15 protein-coding genes are annotated in these 17,694 nt (G+C 68.7%); 8 read left to right on the top strand and 7 right to left on the bottom strand.

Annotation, left to right across the window (positions count from 1 at the left end):
* From H0B43_RS24560 to H0B43_RS24575, 4 genes are all read left to right on the top strand, one after another.
* Entirely contained in the window at window positions 1-891 is an 891-nt protein-coding gene (locus H0B43_RS24560; protein ID WP_185725567.1) for a carbohydrate ABC transporter permease, read from the top strand.
* Between the two features lie 32 nt (window positions 892-923).
* Window positions 924-1,763, top strand: coding sequence for a metallophosphoesterase (locus H0B43_RS24565; protein WP_185725566.1), 840 nt, complete (start codon window positions 924-926; stop codon window positions 1,761-1,763).
* Between the two features lie 78 nt (window positions 1,764-1,841).
* A complete protein-coding gene (locus H0B43_RS24570; protein ID WP_185725565.1) occupies window positions 1,842-2,606 on the top strand; it encodes an ABC transporter permease in 765 nt (254 codons plus the stop codon).
* Between the two features lie 114 nt (window positions 2,607-2,720).
* Complete coding sequence (locus H0B43_RS24575) at window positions 2,721-4,337, top strand: FAD-dependent monooxygenase (RefSeq protein ID WP_185725564.1); 1,617 nt, start codon at window positions 2,721-2,723, stop codon at window positions 4,335-4,337.
* Here H0B43_RS24575 and H0B43_RS24580 read toward each other — a convergent pair.
* From H0B43_RS24580 to H0B43_RS24595, 4 genes are all read right to left on the bottom strand, one after another.
* Window positions 4,306-6,330 carry an APC family permease gene (locus tag H0B43_RS24580; protein ID WP_185725563.1) on the bottom strand — a complete coding sequence of 675 codons (2,025 nt, stop codon included), beginning with the start codon at window positions 6,328-6,330 and terminating at the stop codon, window positions 4,306-4,308. The two genes, H0B43_RS24575 and H0B43_RS24580, sit on opposite strands and share 32 nt — an antisense overlap.
* 390 nt (window positions 6,331-6,720) lie before the next feature.
* Window positions 6,721-7,299: a cytochrome b gene (locus tag H0B43_RS24585; protein WP_185725562.1), complete on the bottom strand. Its 579-nt coding sequence runs from the start codon at window positions 7,297-7,299 to the stop codon at window positions 6,721-6,723.
* Window positions 7,289-8,371, bottom strand: a complete 1,083-nt coding sequence (locus tag H0B43_RS24590) for a catalase family peroxidase (RefSeq protein WP_185725561.1) — start codon at window positions 8,369-8,371, stop codon at window positions 7,289-7,291. Before H0B43_RS24590 ends, H0B43_RS24585 begins: the two co-directional genes overlap by 11 nt.
* Window positions 8,364-8,852, bottom strand: a complete 489-nt coding sequence (locus tag H0B43_RS24595) for a hypothetical protein (protein ID WP_185725560.1) — start codon at window positions 8,850-8,852, stop codon at window positions 8,364-8,366. The genes H0B43_RS24590 and H0B43_RS24595 overlap by 8 nt, the downstream gene beginning before the upstream one ends.
* Window positions 8,853-9,086: 234 nt before the next feature.
* On the opposite strand from H0B43_RS24595, the gene H0B43_RS24600 reads away from it, so the two are divergent.
* Window positions 9,087-9,632 (top strand): sigma-70 family RNA polymerase sigma factor, encoded by a 546-nt coding sequence (locus H0B43_RS24600; protein ID WP_185725559.1) that lies wholly within the window; start codon window positions 9,087-9,089, stop codon window positions 9,630-9,632.
* Entirely contained in the window at window positions 9,622-10,287 is a 666-nt protein-coding gene (locus tag H0B43_RS24605; RefSeq protein ID WP_252189713.1) for an anti-sigma factor, read from the top strand. Before H0B43_RS24600 ends, H0B43_RS24605 begins: the two co-directional genes overlap by 11 nt.
* A gap of 53 nt (window positions 10,288-10,340) precedes the next feature.
* Here the strand turns inward: H0B43_RS24605 and H0B43_RS24610 are convergent, their stop codons facing one another.
* The gene (locus H0B43_RS24610) at window positions 10,341-11,606 is read right to left on the bottom strand and encodes an amidohydrolase (protein ID WP_185725558.1); all 1,266 of its coding nucleotides are present in this window, start codon (window positions 11,604-11,606) and stop codon (window positions 10,341-10,343) included.
* A gap of 29 nt (window positions 11,607-11,635) precedes the next feature.
* Window positions 11,636-13,108 carry an MFS transporter gene (locus H0B43_RS24615; RefSeq protein WP_185725557.1) on the bottom strand — a complete coding sequence of 491 codons (1,473 nt, stop codon included), beginning with the start codon at window positions 13,106-13,108 and terminating at the stop codon, window positions 11,636-11,638.
* Between the two features lie 141 nt (window positions 13,109-13,249).
* Between H0B43_RS24615 and H0B43_RS24620 the strand changes: the two genes are divergently transcribed.
* On the top strand, window positions 13,250-14,254 hold the full coding sequence (locus H0B43_RS24620; protein WP_185725556.1) for an Lrp/AsnC family transcriptional regulator: 1,005 nt from the start codon (window positions 13,250-13,252) through the stop codon (window positions 14,252-14,254).
* A 164-nt stretch (window positions 14,255-14,418) separates the two neighbouring features.
* Window positions 14,419-16,839: an ATP-dependent Clp protease ATP-binding subunit gene (locus H0B43_RS24625; RefSeq protein WP_185725555.1), complete on the top strand. Its 2,421-nt coding sequence runs from the start codon at window positions 14,419-14,421 to the stop codon at window positions 16,837-16,839.
* A gap of 265 nt (window positions 16,840-17,104) precedes the next feature.
* On the opposite strand, the gene H0B43_RS24630 is transcribed toward H0B43_RS24625, so the two are convergent.
* On the bottom strand, window positions 17,105-17,572 hold the full coding sequence (locus H0B43_RS24630; RefSeq protein ID WP_185725554.1) for a DIP1984 family protein: 468 nt from the start codon (window positions 17,570-17,572) through the stop codon (window positions 17,105-17,107).
* Window positions 17,573-17,694: the final 122 nt, after the last annotated feature.

A 17,694-nucleotide genomic window follows, 5' to 3' on the forward strand; every position in this document is an offset into this window, starting at 1 on the left:
ATGGCATTTGCACTCGTCGAGGCGCCGGCCCGCACGGCCGCCGCAGTCCCGGACCGCGATCCCGGAGACGCCCCGGTCGCCACCCGGTCCGTCGGCCGGGTGGCGACCGGACACGTGGTACTCGCCGCGGTCACCGTGTTCAGCATCTTCCCGGTGTACTGGATGTTCGCGACCGCGTTCCGCCGTCCCGAGGACTCGCTGTCCGTCAGCCCCGTGCCGTCCCCGTTCAGCCTCGACAACTTCCGTTACGTGTGGGAGACCATCCCGATGGCGTCGATGCTGGTGAACACGTTCGTCATGGCGGCGGCGATGTCGGTCAGCCAGCTTCTCGTCGCGATCCTCGCCGCCTACGCGTTCGCCCGGTGGACCTTCTTCGGGAAGCAGCTGCTATTCCTGCTGTTCGTCGGCTCGTGGCTGGTGCCGTTCCAGGTCACGATGATTCCGAATTATCTCCTCATCTCACAGATGGGTCTGCTGAACACCGTTGCCGGGATCGTGATCCCGAACCTGTGTTCGGCGTTCGGCGTCCTGCTCATGCGCCAGCACATGGAGGCGTTCCCGCGGGAGTTGCTGGACGCGTCGCAGATCGACGGCCAGAACTCGTGGTCGACGTTGTGGAAGGTGGTCCTGCCCAACATGCGGCCTGCCCTCGCGGCCCTGGGAATCATGCTGTTCATCTCGGCGTGGAACGAATACCTGTGGCCGTCGCTGATCATGCGGCAGTCGAACGCGGTCGTCCAGATCGGAATCCGCGGATTCCTCGGTGCGGAGGGCAACAACTGGGGCGCCGTGATGGCGGCGTCCGGCCTCGCCTGCCTGCCCATCTTCCTGATCTACCTGTTCCTCCAGCGCTACGTGCGCGACGCATTCGTCCGGTCGGGTCTCAAATAGGTTCCGGCCACACCATATTCGAAGGAGTTCCGATGAAGATCGTCCAGATCAGCGACACGCACCTCTCGGCACGCGGGGGGCGCACCCAGGAGAATTTCGATCGCATCGTCGAGTACGTGAACGATCACGTCCGTCCCGATCTGATCGTGCATTCCGGCGACATCGTCATCATCCATCCCGACGATGCCGACGACCGTGCACACGCCCGCGAACTGATGCGGCGATTCGACGCCCCCGTGCTCGTCGTGCCCGGCAACCACGATGTCGGGGAACCGGGGGCGGCGCCGTGGAAGGGAATCGGTGTCAGCGAGGAGCGCGTCGCGGAATTCGAGGCGGTGTGGGGTCCCGATCACTGGCGGCGCGACGTCGACGGGTGGACCGTGCTCGGCCTGAACAGCGAACTGTTCGGGTCCGGACTCGACCGGGAGGCCGCGCAGTGGCGGTGGATCGAACGGTCCGTCGCCGACGTAAGCGGCCGGCCGGTGATCGTGTTCCTCCACAAGCCGATCTGGAGCGCGCTGGACGAGCCGGTCGGTCATGCCGTCGACATCGGCGAGTCCCGGACGCGACTGCTCGCTCTACTCGATCAGGTGTCCCTCGCGGCCGTGGGTAGCGGGCACCTGCACTGCTACCGCCAGACACTGCGAGGCGAGGCCGTCGAGGTCTGGGCGCCGGCCACCGGGTTCGTCGGGGACGTCGACGACACCGTGCCGGGGACGCTGCCACAACTCGGAATCGTCGAGTACCACTGCGAGGACGAGCGTGTCCGGGCGTACTACCGGTCCGTGCCGGGGCTCGACGACGTCACCGCCACGTCCGTGCCCGAGGTGACCGAGGCGATCGCTGCCCTCGACGCCGGCGCGGTGAGCTGACGCCGCACCACGTCGCGCGAACAGCAGGTAAATGGAACGGCGGGGAGTGGCGGGGCGGGTAATGGAACACTGAGCCGGGTGAGTACCTCGTTGGCGAATCCCGGTGTCGGGCTGGCTGTGCTGTGCACGGTCATGGTCGTGTGCGCGGCGGTGATCTACGGCGTCACCCATCTCGGCAGCCCGCTGGTGGTGCCGAGTGCTGCGATTCGGGGCGCCGTCCAGCTCGCGGCGGTGTCGTTGATCCTGGCCGCCGCTCTCGCACACCTGTGGTCGTCGATCCTCGTGCTGGTGGTCATGTTCGCGGCGGCCGTGGCGACGTCGTCCCGGCGTGCGCGGGCCGGGTGGTCCGCCGGGTGGCTGGCCCTGTCGCTCGCGGCGGGAGTGGGCATCGTGCTACCGATGATGCTGCTCAGCGGAGTGGTTCCGCTCCAAGGGGTTGCCCTCGTTCCGATCGGCGGCATCGTGCTCGGTGGCGCGATGACCGCGACGTCGCTCGCGGCGAGACGCGGTCTCGATGCGGTCGAGCTGCGGTGGGGTGAGGTGGAAGCGGGGCTGAGCCTCGGACTCTCCGTGCGCGACGCCCGCATGGAGGTGGTGCGGTCCGCTTCCTCGGATGCGTTGCTGCCCGGGCTGGATCAGACCCGGACCGTCGGGCTGGTCACCTTGCCCGGTGCGTTCGTCGGGGTGCTGCTCGCGAGCGGGTCCGCGGTTCAGGCCGGCGCCGTCCAGATCCTCGTTCTCGTCGGGCTGCTGCTGGCGCAGACGAGCGCGGTGGCGGTGACCATCGAACTGGTGGCCCGGGAAGCCGTCCACCGGCCGCGGCATCACGCCGCGCGCACGTGACGAACCGGGTCCCACCCGATCCGCCGAGTGCCCGGTCTGGTCCGAACGCCGGTCACCCCCGTGGTCCATCGCGCATACTGGGCGGTGGTCGGTCCCCTGACGAGGCGGTGTCGTGTGGTGCATCCCGAGGTATTAGTGGTCGGAGCGGGCCCCGTCGGTCTGACGGCGGCGATCGAACTACGCAGGCGGGGTGTCGCGTGCCGAATCATCGATCCACTGCTCGAGCCGCCGCAGTACGCGAAGGCGGTGGGGATCCAGCCCCGCACCCTCGAGGTGTTCGAGAGCATGGGCGTGCTGCGGAACATTCTGGACGCGTCGATCGAGATGCTCGGTCAGATCGTGTACGTCAATGGTGACGAGGTGGCCCGTCTGGAATTGTCGCTCCCGGCCGACGTCCCGTTCGAGTTCCTGGGGCTGCCCCAGTACGAGACCGAACGCATCCTCACCGAGTACCTGGCCACGTTCGGCACCACGATCGAACGCGGAACGAGGCTGACTGAGTTCGAACAGGACGACGACGGCGTCGTCGCCACGGTCACCGGTGCCGACGGCGACGAAACCGTCCGAACCCAGTATCTTCTCGGCTGCGACGGCGCCCACAGCGTGGTCCGGAAGGGCCTCGGCCTGACGTTCGAGGGTGGTGCGTTCACCGAGCAGTACATGCTCGGCGACGTCGAGGTCGACTGGTCGGTGCCCCGCGGCTGGGGAATCCGGTCGATGCATCAGACGGACGGCGAGACCGACGATCTGCTCGTCTGCATTCCGCTGCCCGGGCACCGCCGGTACCGGATGTCGATGCTGGTTCCCGACGACCTCGCCGGGACCGGCACCCCGGCGGGCGACAAGATCGCGCACGGGTTCGAGGCGGGACCGAAACCCGAGCTCCGCCACATCCAGGCCGTGATCGACCGCCTGTCGCCCCAGCCGACGCGGGCGTCGAATCTTCGCTGGTCGTCCGTCTTCCGGATCAGCCACCGCATCGTCGATTCGTACGGGCGCGGTCGGGTCTTCGTCGCGGGCGACGCCGCGCACATCCATCCGCCGACCGGCGCGCAGGGAATGAACACCGGCATCCAGGACGCCCACAACCTGGCGTGGAAGGTCGCGCTCGCAGTCTCCGGCGCCGCGGCCCCAGATCTGCTGGACAGCTACGACGCCGAACGGCGGCCCGTCGGGGAGGAGGTGGTGGGACGCACCGTGCGGAGCGCCCGGGAGGGGATCGGCGCGGGATCTTCGGACCCCGATCACGTGATCCGACGCGAGGCTCAACTCCTCATCAGCTACGCGGACAGTCCGATCGTCGCCGATTGGGAGCCGACTGCGACACTCGCGCCCGGCGGCCGGGCACCGGACGCCCGCGGGCTGACCCGGGCGGCGGTGGCGTTCCCGATCCGGCTGTTCACGCTCCTCGGGGGACGGAACCACACGCTGCTGCTGTATGCCGACAACTCCGTCGATGCGCGCGGGCTGGAACTGCTCGAGGCCGCGGCGACGTCGGTGGACGTGGCCACCGGCGGACGCGTCGACACGTATCTCGTTGCTTCCCCCGCCGCCGAGGTCGGGGAAACGGTGCTTCCCCTCGTCCGGGACCGCGACGGCGAGTTCGCACGCGCATACGGCGCCGAGGGCACCGCCGCATTCGTCGTCCGCCCCGACGGCTATCTGGGGTTCCGTCAGAACCCGGTCGCCATGGACGGGCTCACGGAGTACCTGAAGTCGACCTTCCGCTGATCTCGGCGGCCGGTGGGAGCCCGCGCCGGATGTCGCCCGGTGCCGGCTTGCCGATCGGTGCCCCGGCACGGGTGGCGGAATCCAGCAGCCAGGGCACGCTCGTGACCATCACACCGGAGGTGAACAGCAACCGTCCTTTGAGGCGCAGCGCATTCTGGTTGTGCAGTAGGTGTTCCCACCAGCGGCCCACCACGTACTCGGGAATGAAGATGGTGACGACGCCGTCCGGGCTCCGCTTCCGGACCGACTTCACGTACCCGAGGATGGGCCGGGTGACTTCGCGGTACGGCGATTCGAGAACCTTCAGCGGCACCGGAACCTCGTACTTCTCCCACTCCCGTTGCAGCTGTGCGGTATCGGCGCCCAGCACGGTGACGGCCTCGAGCGTGGTCGGATTGGTGGCGCGGGCGTAGGCCAGGGCCCGGGCGGTGGGCTTGTTGAGCACCGACACCAGCACGATGGTGTGTACCTGCGAGGGGAGGGTGAAGCTGTCCTCGTCGACGACGAGGAGCGCCGCGATCCCGTCGTAGTGCCGCCGTACCCCGCGCATCAGGAAGAACAGGATCGGCATCGCGATGACCACCAGGTAGGCGCCCTCGGTGAACTTCGTGATCGTGACGATGATCAGGACGGTGCCGGTGAGGGCGGCGCCGGTGCCGTTCAAAGCCCGCCGTGCCCGGATCTTGCGGCGTTCCCGGCTGTCGGATTCGGTTGCCAGCACCCGGTTCCAGTGCCGGACCATGCCCGCCTGGCTGAGGGTGAACGACGTGAACACCCCGAGGATGTACAGCTGGATCAGATGGGTGACGGACGCGTGGAACAGCACGATCAACCCGCCCGCCGTCACGGCGAGGAGCACGATGCCGTTGCTGAACGCCAGCCTGTCGCCGCGCGTGTTGAGCTGCACGGGAAGGTAACGGTCGCGGCCGAGCACCGAGGCGAGCAGCGGGAAACCGTTGTAGGCGGTGTTCGCGGCGAGCACGAGGATCAGCACGGTCGCGGCCTGGACGTAGAAGAAGCCGATGTTGGTGGTGCCGCCGAACACCGCTGCCGCGATCTGGGCGATCACGGTGCGCTGCGGGTCGGTCTCGCAGTTCCCGGCGAATCCGATCAGATCGCACGTCTGCACCGCGACGTGCACCTTGGTGACGATCGCGAGGGCCGTGATGCCCGAGAACATCACGATCGCCGTCACCGCCATCGCCATGAGCGTCCGCGCGGCGTTGGCGCTCTTGGGTTTACGGAACGCCGGCACCCCGTTGGAGATCGCCTCGACTCCCGTCAGCGCCGTGCATCCGGACGAGAACGCGCGCAGTGCGAAGAACACGAGAGCCAGACCGGTCAGCCCGGACAGTTCCGGTTCGATGGTGTACCCGGCACTTTCGGCGACGGGCGTCGATCCGGCTGCGACGCGCACGAACCCCGTCACGATCAGGATCATCACACCGGCGATGAACCCGTACGTCGGGAACGCGAACGCCGTCCCCGATTCACGGATCCCGCGCAGGTTCATGACCGTCAGCAACACGACAAACGCCACGGCCAGCGCCACCCGGTGCGTGTTCAGTGCGGGCACCGCGGAGATGAGATTGTCGACGCCGGCCGACACCGACACGGCCACCGTCATCACGTAATCGATGAGCAGCGCCGACGCCACCGTCAGGCCGGCGGACGGACCGAGATTCTTGGACGCCACCTCGTACGAGCCGCCCCCGCTGGGATAGGCGTACACCACCTGCCGGTACGAGAGGGCGACCACGGCGAGAAGCACGACCACCCCGACCGCCAGATACGGCGTGAGGTAGAGGTAGGCGAACCCGCCCAGGGACAGGATCAGCAGGATCTCCTGCGTCGCATACGCCACGGACGACAGCGGGTCGGACGCGAAGATCGGCAGCGCCAGGCGCTTGGTCAGCAACTGCTCACCGAGGTCGTCGCTGCGCAGCGGGCGTCCCAGAGCCAGCCGCCGGACCACCCGCACGAGAGCCACCACACATCCAGCGTAGAACCGCAGCGGAGCGGCGGCGTGGCTTTCGACGCCCGGCCGCATTTCGTTATCCGCCCCGAATCGGCGATGTCAGGGTTGTGAGTGGTCCTCGTCGTCGGACTTCCGTGCAACCCCGCCGCAATCCCAACCCGGCCGCCACGACTTCCCAGCAACGATCCGTCATGCAGTTCGCCCAATTGCACCAGCCGAACTCCGTCGGCGAAGACGCGCTGGGTGTTGGTCGCCGCCCGGTGCGCCAGCCGGGTCTTGCCGACACCACCCGGTTCTCCTCGTCGATATCGCCGATGAGAACTTTGACGGCCACCGCATGGTCAAGCTGGTCCGGAGGTGTACGCAGGCCCGCGCACCGACCGACATTGCACGTCTTCCGCGACCTCACTCCACTCTGATCCTGTCGTCACGTTCGCGTCGCCCGCGCCACAACGCCATCCGGTCGAGTGTTCGGTCGCGCAGGGCCAGGGTGTGGAAGACGACCGCACACATGTGGGCGGTGAAGGCTGCGAACAACAGGTAGGCGAGAGCGGTGTGGGACTGTCGGAGCAGGGCGTACAGGCCGGGATCGTGGGGGGCGATCCCGGGGAGGTGGAGCGGCCCGTAGGGGGCGATCGGATATCCGCCTGCGGACAGCATGGCCCATCCGGTGAGCGGCTGGATCACCAGCAGCGCGTAGAGCAGGTATTCCGATGCCGTCGCCACGCGACGTTCGAGCGGTCGCATGGTGGTGGGGAACGGCGGCGGCGGGTGGCGGAGTCGGTTCCCGATCCGGACGACGACGAGAACGAGGATCGCGAAGCCGAGCGGCATGTGCACGGTCCGCAACAGATGGTAGGCGTCGAGTGAGGCCACCATGGCGACGCCGAGGAACAGTTGGGCGACGACCATTACCGCCATGCCCCAGTGCAGCAACCGTGAGGTGAGCGCGAACCGCGGAGGGGTGGTCGGGTCAGCGTTCATCGGGCACCTCCGCCGCGTCGATGGCACCGGGCTGTTTCGCTTCGCCGGATCGGCGGGTGAAGGATTCGGTGTATACCGCGGACCGCGCGCTGAGTAGTGGATCATCGGATGGCGCAATGCCTTCGGGGAGGACGAGTGGGTCGAACGTGATGTCCCGGGCGGTGCGCGGGCCTTCCGTCTGGAGTGCATCGAGGGTCAGGGTGCCGACGTCGAGGGTGTCCCGGCTCTCCGGCCACGGCGTGGTGGCGTCGTCGGTGGGGTCTTCCGGCTGCCCGATCGTGAGCAGCATCCGCCAGTGCAGCGGGCCCGACCCGATCGTGTCGGCGAGCGCGTCGAACAGATAGTTCGGAGCCTGCGCGGGTTCGGAGCGCCGGATGGTCTGCAGGGGCATCAGCGTCCACCGCACCGCGACCACTGCACCGGTGCCGTCGGTGCAGTGGAAAGCGTTGAGGCCGTGGAAGGTACTGTCCTCGAACCCCGCGGCGTGGGGGCGTCGGCGAATGACGTCCATCGCCGCGGCGGTCTCCGGGTGGTGGGCGAGGAACGCGCTCATCTTGTCCGGGTCGGGTTTGCCGGTGGCCGGATCCTTCTTGGAGGCGAGCAGTCGTTCGTAGAAGCCGTCGGGTGTTCGGTCGGGGAACACCGGGATGTCGACCATGGCGGTGCGCCACTGTTCACCCTTCGGCAGGTCGAAGCGCAATCCGAGGCCGCGGACGGTGTCGCTCGTGTCGGCGCAGTGTGGCAGTCCGCCCGACAGGGAGAACCGGCCGGTGACGGGAACCCGGCCGGGCCGGAAGACGCTCGCCGTGGAAATCGCCGACCCTGCCCCGGTCGCCGTGAAGTATCCGGTGGCGGCGATTCCTTTCGCGTGGTTGCGCCGGAACCCGTCGTGACGGCCGTAGACGTCCTCGAAACCGTCCGTGAAGCGGGAGGGTGTGAGGGCGTCGGAGGTCAGCGCGCGGCCGGCGCCGAGGAACCCGGCAACATCCACTGCGGCGATCGCGCCGACCGCGGCGAGACCGATCAGGACGCTGCGGCGACCGAGCGCCGATCGTTCTGCGTCGTCACCCATGGGCGGTGTCGACCTTCACCACGTGCCAGGTGCCCTTGACTCCGTCGCCGCTGGTCTGACCGGGCGCAGTGTCCTTCGCGAACCGGTACAGGGGGTGACCGTCATAGGTCGCCTGCTCGGCGCCGTCCGGCCGCGTCGTGGTGCCCACACTGCCGGGGAGCGGGGCGCCTGCGGAGGGTGTCCCCAGCGCCGGAGGCCAGATGTCGGCGCACGGCCCGGTGCATCCGATGGTGGTGGAGGTGTCTTCGTCGAAGAGGTACAGCGTGAAACCGTCTCCATTGGTGAGCACCGTTCCGATCGGGGTCTCGCGAACGGCCAGCTCGTAGTCGGCCGCGGACCCGTTCCCGGTGGGCTGGGGTGGGGACAGCGGGTTCGGGGACGGGGGTGCCGCCGTCGGTGCTTCCGAGTGGGTTCCGCACCCGGTCATCAGCATGATCGCGGTACCGGCGCCTGCCACCGCGAGGATCGCTTTCTTCGTCATCTTCGGAGATCTCCGTCCGTTGTTGCCAATTCTGTGCGTGCCGACCGTGAACGGTCGGCAGAGGGGAGTACGACGCATCGGTGCCTCGCGTTCACTCGCGGCAGCGGTTCCCGCATCGTGGCCGGTGACAGAATCGGCGGTGAACGCGGCGGCGCTCCCGTCCGTATTCCCCGGTAGCGTCGGGCGGCCGACGCTGTGACCGGCGTGTGAGGAGGTGAGGTCGTGCGGCTACGCATGGCGCGCAGAGGTGCGGACAGGTCCGCGGGCGACTTGGACGACGACACGGTGCTGCGGGCCGCGTACGACGACCACGGCGGGGAACTGTTCGCCCTCGCCTACCGCTCACTCGGCGACCGGGGCCGCGCCGAAGAAGCGGTGCAGGAGACGTTTCTCCGTGCCTGGCGAGGCGCCGACCGGTACGACCCAGAGCGATCCACGCTGCGCACCTGGTTGTACGCGATCTGCCGCAATGTGGTGATCGACGCGTCCCGGGCCCGGGCGTCCCGGCCGCAGGTGGTCGGCTCCGATTTACCGGACCTACCCGTCGACGAGCGGCCCCTCGAACAACTACTGGTGGGGCTGCAGGTGGAGGAGGCGCTCCAGCGGCTGTCGGAGCAGCACCGCGTCGTACTCGTCGAGGTTCATCTGCGCGACCGGTCCACCGCCGAGGTGGCGGCGCAACTCGGAATCCCGGTGGGCACGGTGCGCAGCCGCGTGTACTACGGGCTCAAGGCACTCGGTCTCGTACTGGAAGAAATGGGGTGGCACCATGACCAGTGATCGCTGCCAGCAGATGCGCACCTTGCTGGGGATGTACGTGCTCGGGCGTCTCGGCGACACGGAGACCGCCGCGCTGCTCGCCCACCTGGACGGGTGCCGCGTCTGCCGTGCCGAGCTGAGCGAGCTGACCCCGGTGGCCGCGGCGCTGGGCCAGGCCGACCCGGATCGTCTCGGCGAACCGGCGCCCACACCGCCGCCGACGTTGCCCGACACGATCTTCGCGGGCATCGACCGCGAGCGCGGCCGGCGGCGATACCGCCGGGCCGCGGCACTGGCCGGGGCCGCCGTGGTCGCCCTCGGGCTGCTCACCGGAGGGTTCTTCCTCCGCGGCCTCGTCCCGGCCGGCAATCCCGGGCAGCAGGTGTCGTTCACCGTCAATTCCGCCGGGGTGGTGGCCTCCGCCGAGGTCGAGAACCGTGCCTGGGGAACGGGAATCAGCCTCGACGTCACCGGGCTCCCGCAGGGGGAGCGGTACAACGTCTGGTTGCAGCGGCCCGACGGCAGTCGCATGAACGCGGGAAGTTTCATCGCAGGCGGAGACCGGAAGATGTCGATGCAACTCGCGGTGGGGCTCCCGATGTCGGACGCGACGATGCTCGGTGTCAGCGCTCCCGGCGACGACCGCCCGCTGCTTGCGGCGAACCTGCCGACGTGAGGGTCCGGGACTCGAGTCCCGGACCCTCACGGTCGAGTAAATGCGGGATCGGCCTACGCGTACGCCGGCCGGCGTGTGGCACCGGGCGCTCGTGTGCGCTGCTGTTCGAGGACGGCGGCTCGCGCCGCGTCGTCGGTGGCGAGGTCGACGATCGCCGCGGCCAGGGCATAGGCCCCGTCGACGAGGGCGTCGTCGGCGGCCGGCGAGGCGGCGTCCGCCGCGAAGGCCGCCGTGTGCGGCGCGGCCGTCGACCCCATCACCCCGATCATCGGGTGGATCGACGGGACCGCCTGGGAGACGTTTCCCATGTCGGTCGATCCGCCGCCGAGTGCGGTGCCGCCTCGGGGTGGCATCACCCGGCCCCGATGCTCGAGTGCGGCGTCGAAGCGGTCGGCGAGGAACGGGTGCTGGACGAGGGGTTCGTAGATCGGGTCCACCGGGGTGACCGCGTACGTGCAGCCGGTGGCCGTGGCGGCGCCGTCGATGCAGGCCAGCACCTTCTTCTTCAGGTCGGCGGTCTCCGCGAGGTCGAACGATCGCACCTCCGCCTCCACGACCGCCGACGCCGGGATGATGTTCGAGACGTCGCCGCCGGACAGGGTGACGGCGCTGACGCGCACGGTGTCGGGTAGATGCTGCCGCAGCAGTCCCACCGACACCTGCATCACCGTCGCCGCGTCGCCGGCATTGATGCCCACGGTCGGTGCGGCCGCCGCGTGCGATGCCCGGCCGGTGAACTCGACCCGGAACCGGTCGCGCGACTGCGACGTGCTGCCCGCAGTGGGCACGACCACGCCGGGGCCGGGGTGGACCATCAACGACACCGTCGCGTCCTCCCAGGCGCCCGCCTCGAGCATGTGGGCCTTGCCCGCACCCTTCTCCTCGGCGGGGGTTCCGAGCAGCTTGACCCGGATGCCGAGGTCGTCCGCCACCCGGGACAGCGCGATCGCCGCCCCGGCGCCGGCGGTCGCGATGATGTTGTGACCGCACGCGTGTCCGATGCCGGGGAGGGCGTCGTATTCGGCGCACACCACGACCGTCAGCTCACCGCTGCCGTACACGGCCTCCAGGGCGGTGTCCTGGCCCCAGACACCCACCGTCACCGCGAACCCGGCGTCGCGGAGCAGGTCCGCGACGAGCGCCGCCGAGCGGTGTTCCTCGAACGCGAGTTCCGGGTGGGCGTGCAGATCGTGGCTCGCGGCGACGAGTCGGTTCCGCCACTCGAGGACGGTGTCCTCGACGCGTCGCTTCAACTCCTCCGCTGCCCCGAGCGGGCCGCCGGGGACGTCGATGTCGCCGGTCGATGCAATGTCGGTCATGAACTTTCCTTTTCTCCAGGGGTTGTGAACTACGCTTCGGCGGCCACGGCAGGGACGGTGGGCGCTGCGCGGTCGGCGGCCCGGCCGCGCGTCACCACCGCGAGGCCGGCGACGGCGAGCGAGAGGATCCCGCAGATCACCCACACCGCTTGGTATCCCGCCTCACTCGTGATCACCGACCCGCCGTCGAGCGTCGCCGTGAAGCCGGACATCACCGCGGTGAAGCTGGCACCGGCGATGGCGCCGGCCACCGTGCGGGCACTGTTGTAGAGGCCCGACGCGATGCCGACCGAGTCCCGCGGCGCCCGCGCCACGACCACGTTGGGGAGCGCGGCGATGATGATGCCGTTGCCGAGACCGGACACCACGAGCCACGCGAGCACGCTGACGGTGTCCGAGTGGAGCACGGTGAGCAGGGCGTAACCCAGTGCTGCGGTGAGTGCGCCGACGATGACAGCCGTGACGTCGCCGACCCGTGCGCCGAGCCGCGGCCCGACGAATGTGCCGCCGAAGGCCGCGATCGACGCGAACACGAGGACCAGCCCGATCATCGAAGACGTCAGGCCGAGCCCGAATCCGGCGGTGGCCGGGTCGGTGCCGACGAAGAGAGCGATCGGAGTCTGGCTACCGAACAGCTGGGCACCGAACAGGGCCGCGAGCAGGATCGGGAGGCCGACGCCCGCGCGGCCGGAGAGCATCGCGAAATCGACCAGCGGCGAGGCCACCCGCCGCTCGACAACCACCCAGAGGGCGAGCAGCGCACCGCCGAGCAGGAGCCCGCCCAGCACCGGCCCCGACGACCACCCGAACCTGTTGCCCGTGCTGATCGCGAACAACGCGGACGCCAGCCCCGCACCGAGGAGGATCGCGCCGGCCCAGTCGAGACGGCCGGTGGTCCGGGCCGTCGTCTCCGGCACGAAGAAGATCACCACCACGAGCGCGAGCGCCATGAGCGCCGCCGGAACGAGAAGCAGCACAGTGAGATTCAGGAACGACGCGAGGATCCCGGACAGGACGACGCCGACGCTGGCGCCGAGGGTGAGCCCGCCGACGAGTAATCCGATCGCCTTCCCCGACTGCTCTCCGGCACGTTCACGCACGATCGCGAATTCGAGCGGGAGGAACGCCGCCAGTGCGCCGGTGATCGCCCGGCCCAGAATGAAGACGCCGAACGTCGGGGCGAGCGCCGACACGACGCTGCCGGCCGTGACCATCGCGGTCGCGACGACGAGCATCCTCTTGTGCCCGTACCGGTCGCCCATCTTGGCGAGCACAGGCACGAGAACCGCGGTCGCGAGCAGGTAACTCGTCTGCACCCAGTTCAGGTCGGCGGGTCCGACCGAGTACTTCTCGCCGATCGCCGAGAGAACCGGGCTGAACCAGGCCTGGAGGAATCCGCTGGACAGTTCCATCGCGAAAAGGAATCCGACGAAACCGGCCGCGGCGCCGAGGCGCCGGTCGGGACCGGACCCGGTGGGAATGGGAAATCGGAGTGCTCCCATGTATGACCTCCAAGGTGGCGGGTCGCCGGAAACGGCGACATGACAATATGAGCGAAACGACCGAATCGATGCGTCCGAGTGTCGGGTGAGTGAGTTTCTGCGGTGTAAATGCGCAGATTCTGTACGTGAGGAGCCACCGTTATGCAGGAAAAGACGCCCACGGACGACGAACTTCGGCTTATTCACGCTCTGCAGGTGTGGCCGCGGGCGCCGTGGTCGCAACTCGGCCCGATCCTCGACGCCGACCCGGTCACCCTCGCGCGGCGATGGTCCGGACTTACCGAACGGGGGATGGCCTGGGTGACGGCCCAGCCGCCGATGTTCGAGACGGCCCGCGGCGCGATCGTCGAGGTCGAGTGCGTCGCGGGGTCGATCGACGCCGTGATCGCCGAGATGTCCCAGGACAGGGAGTGCATGTCGATCGACGTCGCCTCGGGCGGGCGCGACCTGATCCTCACCGTCGGCTGTCAGAACCCGACCGCGTTCAACCGGTATGTCGTGTCCCGGATTCCGGGCATCCCCGACGTCCGCACCGTCCGCACGCACCCGATCGTCACCGCGATCTCCGGGGCCTCACAGTGGCGCCTGCGTGCCCTCGACGCCGAGGAGGCGAACGCGATCGACGCCGCCCGGCACCGCGACGCCGCCCGGCTCTCCGCGATGTTCACTCGTCCGCCCGTCGCCGAGCGCGACATCGTCTCCATCCTGTCCCGCGACGGTCGCGCGACCACGCGGACGGTCGCGGAGGCGCTGGGAACGTCCACCCGGCGTGGACGCGAACGTCTCAGTGCGACACTCGCTTCCGGAGCGCTGGAACTCCGCACGGACATGCCGCGCTGGGCCTCGGGGTATCCGGTCTGCGCGTGGTACTTCCTGCGCGTCCCCGCCGCCCAGATGGTTCGGGTCGGCGCCAACCTCAGTGGGCTGCCCGCGGTCCGGACGGTGTTGTCGGTGGCCGGGCCCGCCAACCTCCTCGTGTCCGTGTGGCTGCGCGAGCTGTCCGACGTCGAAGGCCTCGAAGCCGTCGTGGAGCAGAAGCTGCCCGCGGTCAGCATCCTCGACCGGTGTCTGGTCCTCGGCGTCCGCAAACGCATGGGCCGCGTGTTCGACGAGGACGAACTGCCGATGCAGATCGTGCCGTGGTAGGCGCTCCGCGCCCGTGCGCCCTTCTGGTAGCGGGGACAACCAGAAAGGCGCACGAGCGCGAAGCGCCTTCTGTGACCGCGCTCACATCTGGCGGCATCGGGAATTGATCGGAGGGATGGCACGTTAGTTGAGTCAATAACGCTCAACTAGTAGGAGGCTGAGGAATGCCAGCATTCTTCGGGCCGGAGGGCCCAGGTCGCATCGACATCAGTCGGCTCATGAGTCGCTCCACCCAGGAGCTCATGGCGGCTGCTGCACGTTTCGCCGCAGGTCGCGGCGATTCGGACCTCGATGCACTCCATGTTCTGCGCGTCATGGCAGAACACGACCCCGTCAAAACCCTGATGCAACGCGCAGGCGCCGACCCGTCGGCCGTCGCCGATGCCGTCGAACTGCGTCTGCCCCAGAGCCGCGACACGTCAGGCTTTGCAACGCCCGCACTGAGCGGCGCGCTGAAGACGGCGCTGCTCGAGGCGCACCAGCTTGCGCGCGCTCTCGGTTCCACGTACATCGATCCGGAGCACCTCTTCCTGGCGCTCGCCGCGGATCAGGACCACGCCGCCGGACGCCTGCTCGCGTCCGAGGGCATCACCCCGGAACGCCTGCAGACCGCGGTGCAGGGTGGGTCGGTGGAGGAGTCCGCGGACTCCGAGACCCCCACACTCGACAAATACGGCTTCGACCTCACCGAACGCGCACGCGGCGGTGGAGTCGATCCGGTGATCGGGCGTGCCGACGAGATCGAGCAGACCATCGAGATCCTGTCGCGCCGCACCAAGAACAACCCCGTTCTCGTCGGTGAGGCCGGCGTCGGCAAGACGGCGATCGTCGAGGGCCTGGCCCAGCGCATCGTCGACGGCGACGTTCCCGACCGCCTGATGGGCAAGCGCATCGTCCAGCTCGACCTGCCCAGCATGGTGTCGGGCACGCGGTACCGCGGTGACTTCGAGGAACGCCTCAACAAGGTGATCGACGAGATCTCCGCTCACAAGGACGAGCTGATCGTCTTCATCGACGAGGTCCACTCCATCGCCGGTGCCGGAGCGGGAGCGGACGGCGCCATGGACGCGGGCAACATCCTCAAGCCGAAACTCGCCCGCGGTGAGCTTCATATCGTGGGCGCCACCACGCTCGACGAATACCGCAAGCACATCGAGAAGGATCCGGCGCTCGAACGCCGCTTCCAGCCGGTGACCGTCGCGGAACCGAGTGTCCCGGATGCGGTGGCGATCCTGTCCGGTCTGCGCGATCGGTACGAGGAGCACCACGGTGTCCGCTACACCGACGAGGCGATCTCCGCTGCAGTCGAACTGTCGGCCCGATACATCGGCGACCGTTTTCTGCCGGACAAGGCGATCGACCTGATCGATCAGGCCGGCGCCCGGTTGCGGCTGCGGATGCCGAGCGTCGACGTCGAGGCACTGCGGGCGACACTCGCGGAACTCGAGAAGGCCAAGGACCAGGCCGTCGCGGACGAGGAGTACGAGAAGGCGTCGGCGCTGCGCGACCAGATCGTGGGCGTCCAGGCCCGGATCGACGGCAAAGCGGACGCGTCCGATTCCGCACCCGAGGTGACCGCCGAGCACATCGCCGAGGTCGTGTCGCGGGCCACCGGCATTCCGGCCAGCCAGATGACCGAGGAGGAGAAGGAACGACTCCGCCGGCTCGAGGACGAACTGCATCGTCGCGTGGTCGGTCAGGACGACGCCGTGCGGGCCATCGCCCGGGCGGTGCGTCGCAGCCGCACAGGCATGAACGATCCGGACCGTCCCGTGGGCAGCTTCCTGTTCCTCGGACCGACCGGCGTCGGGAAGACCGAGTTGGCGAAGGCGCTGGCCGCCACGCTGTTCGGTGACGAGAACAAGATGCTGCGGCTCGACATGAGCGAGTTCGGAGAGCGTCACACCGTCAGTCGGCTCGTCGGGGCCCCTCCCGGTTACGTCGGATACGGGGAGGCGGGACAGCTCACCGAGCAGGTTCGCCGCAACCCGTATTCGGTGATCCTCCTCGACGAGATCGAGAAGGCGCACCCCGACGTGTTCAACACGCTGCTGCAGGTGCTCGACGACGGCCGGCTCACGGACGGTCAGGGTCGGACGGTGGATTTCAAGAACGCGGTCCTGATCATGACCAGCAACCTGGGGTCCGACATCATCTCCAGCAAGTCGGGTGCGCTGGGCTTCAGCACCGGTGACGCGGAGGCTTCGGAGAAGCCGCTGCGGGACCGGGTGATGGGCAGGCTGCGGGAGTCGATGCGCCCGGAATTCCTGAACCGCATCGACGAGATCGTGATCTTCCGCAAGCTCGACGCCGATCAGTTGCACCGGATCACCGACCTGTTGCTGGACGACAGCCGGAAGCGGCTGCAGTCCAAGGGCATCGAGATCTCGTTCAGCGACGCCGCGGTCGACTGGATCGCCGAGCACGGACACCAGCCCGAGTTCGGGGCGCGCCCGCTGCGCCGGTCGATCCAGCGGGCCGTCGACGATCGGATCGCCGATCTGCTGCTCGACGACGTCCTCGTCGAGGGTGGCAGCGTCGCGGTCGGAGTGTCCGACGACGAGTTGGACCTCGTAGTCGGCTGACACCCCAGGTGAGTGGCAAAGTGTGCTCCCGCACGCTTTGCCACTCACGTGTCCGGGTAGGCCCCTTACCCGCCCTCGCCGTTCCGGATCAGCACCCGGTGATGAGCTGTGCGCCGTGCACCGTCACCTGTGCGGTGTGCGGGGCTGCACTGTGAACGGGTGTGTGCCCGGGGTGCGCTGCCCTCCGCGCAGGAGAAGTGGCCGGATTACCGCCGACCGCGGTCCGTGCTCGCCTCCGGAACGGGTACCGACTACCCAGCGGACGTCAGTCGAGCAACTCGACGTCCCAATTCTCCTTCTGCACTTGCAGATCGATCTCCCGGATCTGCCGGGCGAGCTCGTCGGCCCGCCGTCGCAGATCCCGGACGGGCAACGCCGCGACGAAGACGAGCTCGGAGCGGAGCTGCCGGCCGTATCGGTCCTGCTCGCGGCCCGCCGCGGCATCCGCCGCGGCGGAGACGACCCGGTGCCGGACCCGCAGCATGTCCCGGCGGGCCAGCGCGTCGGTAATGCTCGCATCGCCCAGGGGTGCAGAGGTATTCGTCCGATTGATCCTTCGGATGAGGACCTCCAAGCGGTCCAGGACCTCCTCGAGTTCGAGGAGTAGCGACGCCGCGTCTTCCGCCGGCGACTCGCCTTCCTGGTGCCGCGCATTCGTGAGGATGCGCGACTTCAGGTGCTCCACCCGGCGTGTCAGATCGCCGCGCTCGGCCAGGGCCTCAGCCAACTTCATGGGAATCTCCTTTCTCGAAGTCGTTGTCGGGCGTCGCAAATGGCGGAGATGGGCCGCGGCACCGCCGGGGTGCGGTGTGAAGCGCGTAGAACGCGCGGGTGAATTCCCCGAACCGTCGTGTC

The sequence above is a fragment of the Rhodococcus sp. 4CII genome, from assembly GCF_014256275.1.
Classification (GTDB): Bacteria; Actinomycetota; Actinomycetes; order Mycobacteriales; family Mycobacteriaceae; genus Rhodococcus_F; species Rhodococcus_F wratislaviensis_A.

What these genes read in the sequence shown, in the direction of transcription:
- H0B43_RS24565 (WP_185725566.1), top strand. Translation starts at nt 924, where the DNA reads ATGAAGATCGTCCAGATCAGCGACACGCACCTCTCGGCACGCGGGGGG.
- H0B43_RS24600 (WP_185725559.1), top strand. Translation starts at nt 9,087, where the DNA reads ATGGCGCGCAGAGGTGCGGACAGGTCCGCGGGCGACTTGGACGACGAC.
- H0B43_RS24585 (WP_185725562.1), bottom strand. Translation starts at nt 7,299, where the DNA reads ATGAACGCTGACCCGACCACCCCTCCGCGGTTCGCGCTCACCTCACGG.
- H0B43_RS24560 (WP_185725567.1), top strand. Translation starts at nt 1, where the DNA reads ATGGCATTTGCACTCGTCGAGGCGCCGGCCCGCACGGCCGCCGCAGTC.
- H0B43_RS24595 (WP_185725560.1), bottom strand. Translation starts at nt 8,852, where the DNA reads ATGACGAAGAAAGCGATCCTCGCGGTGGCAGGCGCCGGTACCGCGATC.
- H0B43_RS24610 (WP_185725558.1), bottom strand. Translation starts at nt 11,606, where the DNA reads ATGACCGACATTGCATCGACCGGCGACATCGACGTCCCCGGCGGCCCG.
- H0B43_RS24605 (WP_252189713.1), top strand. Translation starts at nt 9,622, where the DNA reads ATGACCAGTGATCGCTGCCAGCAGATGCGCACCTTGCTGGGGATGTAC.
- H0B43_RS24615 (WP_185725557.1), bottom strand. Translation starts at nt 13,108, where the DNA reads ATGGGAGCACTCCGATTTCCCATTCCCACCGGGTCCGGTCCCGACCGG.
- H0B43_RS24590 (WP_185725561.1), bottom strand. Translation starts at nt 8,371, where the DNA reads ATGGGTGACGACGCAGAACGATCGGCGCTCGGTCGCCGCAGCGTCCTG.
- H0B43_RS24630 (WP_185725554.1), bottom strand. Translation starts at nt 17,572, where the DNA reads ATGAAGTTGGCTGAGGCCCTGGCCGAGCGCGGCGATCTGACACGCCGG.
- H0B43_RS24620 (WP_185725556.1), top strand. Translation starts at nt 13,250, where the DNA reads ATGCAGGAAAAGACGCCCACGGACGACGAACTTCGGCTTATTCACGCT.
- H0B43_RS24625 (WP_185725555.1), top strand. Translation starts at nt 14,419, where the DNA reads ATGCCAGCATTCTTCGGGCCGGAGGGCCCAGGTCGCATCGACATCAGT.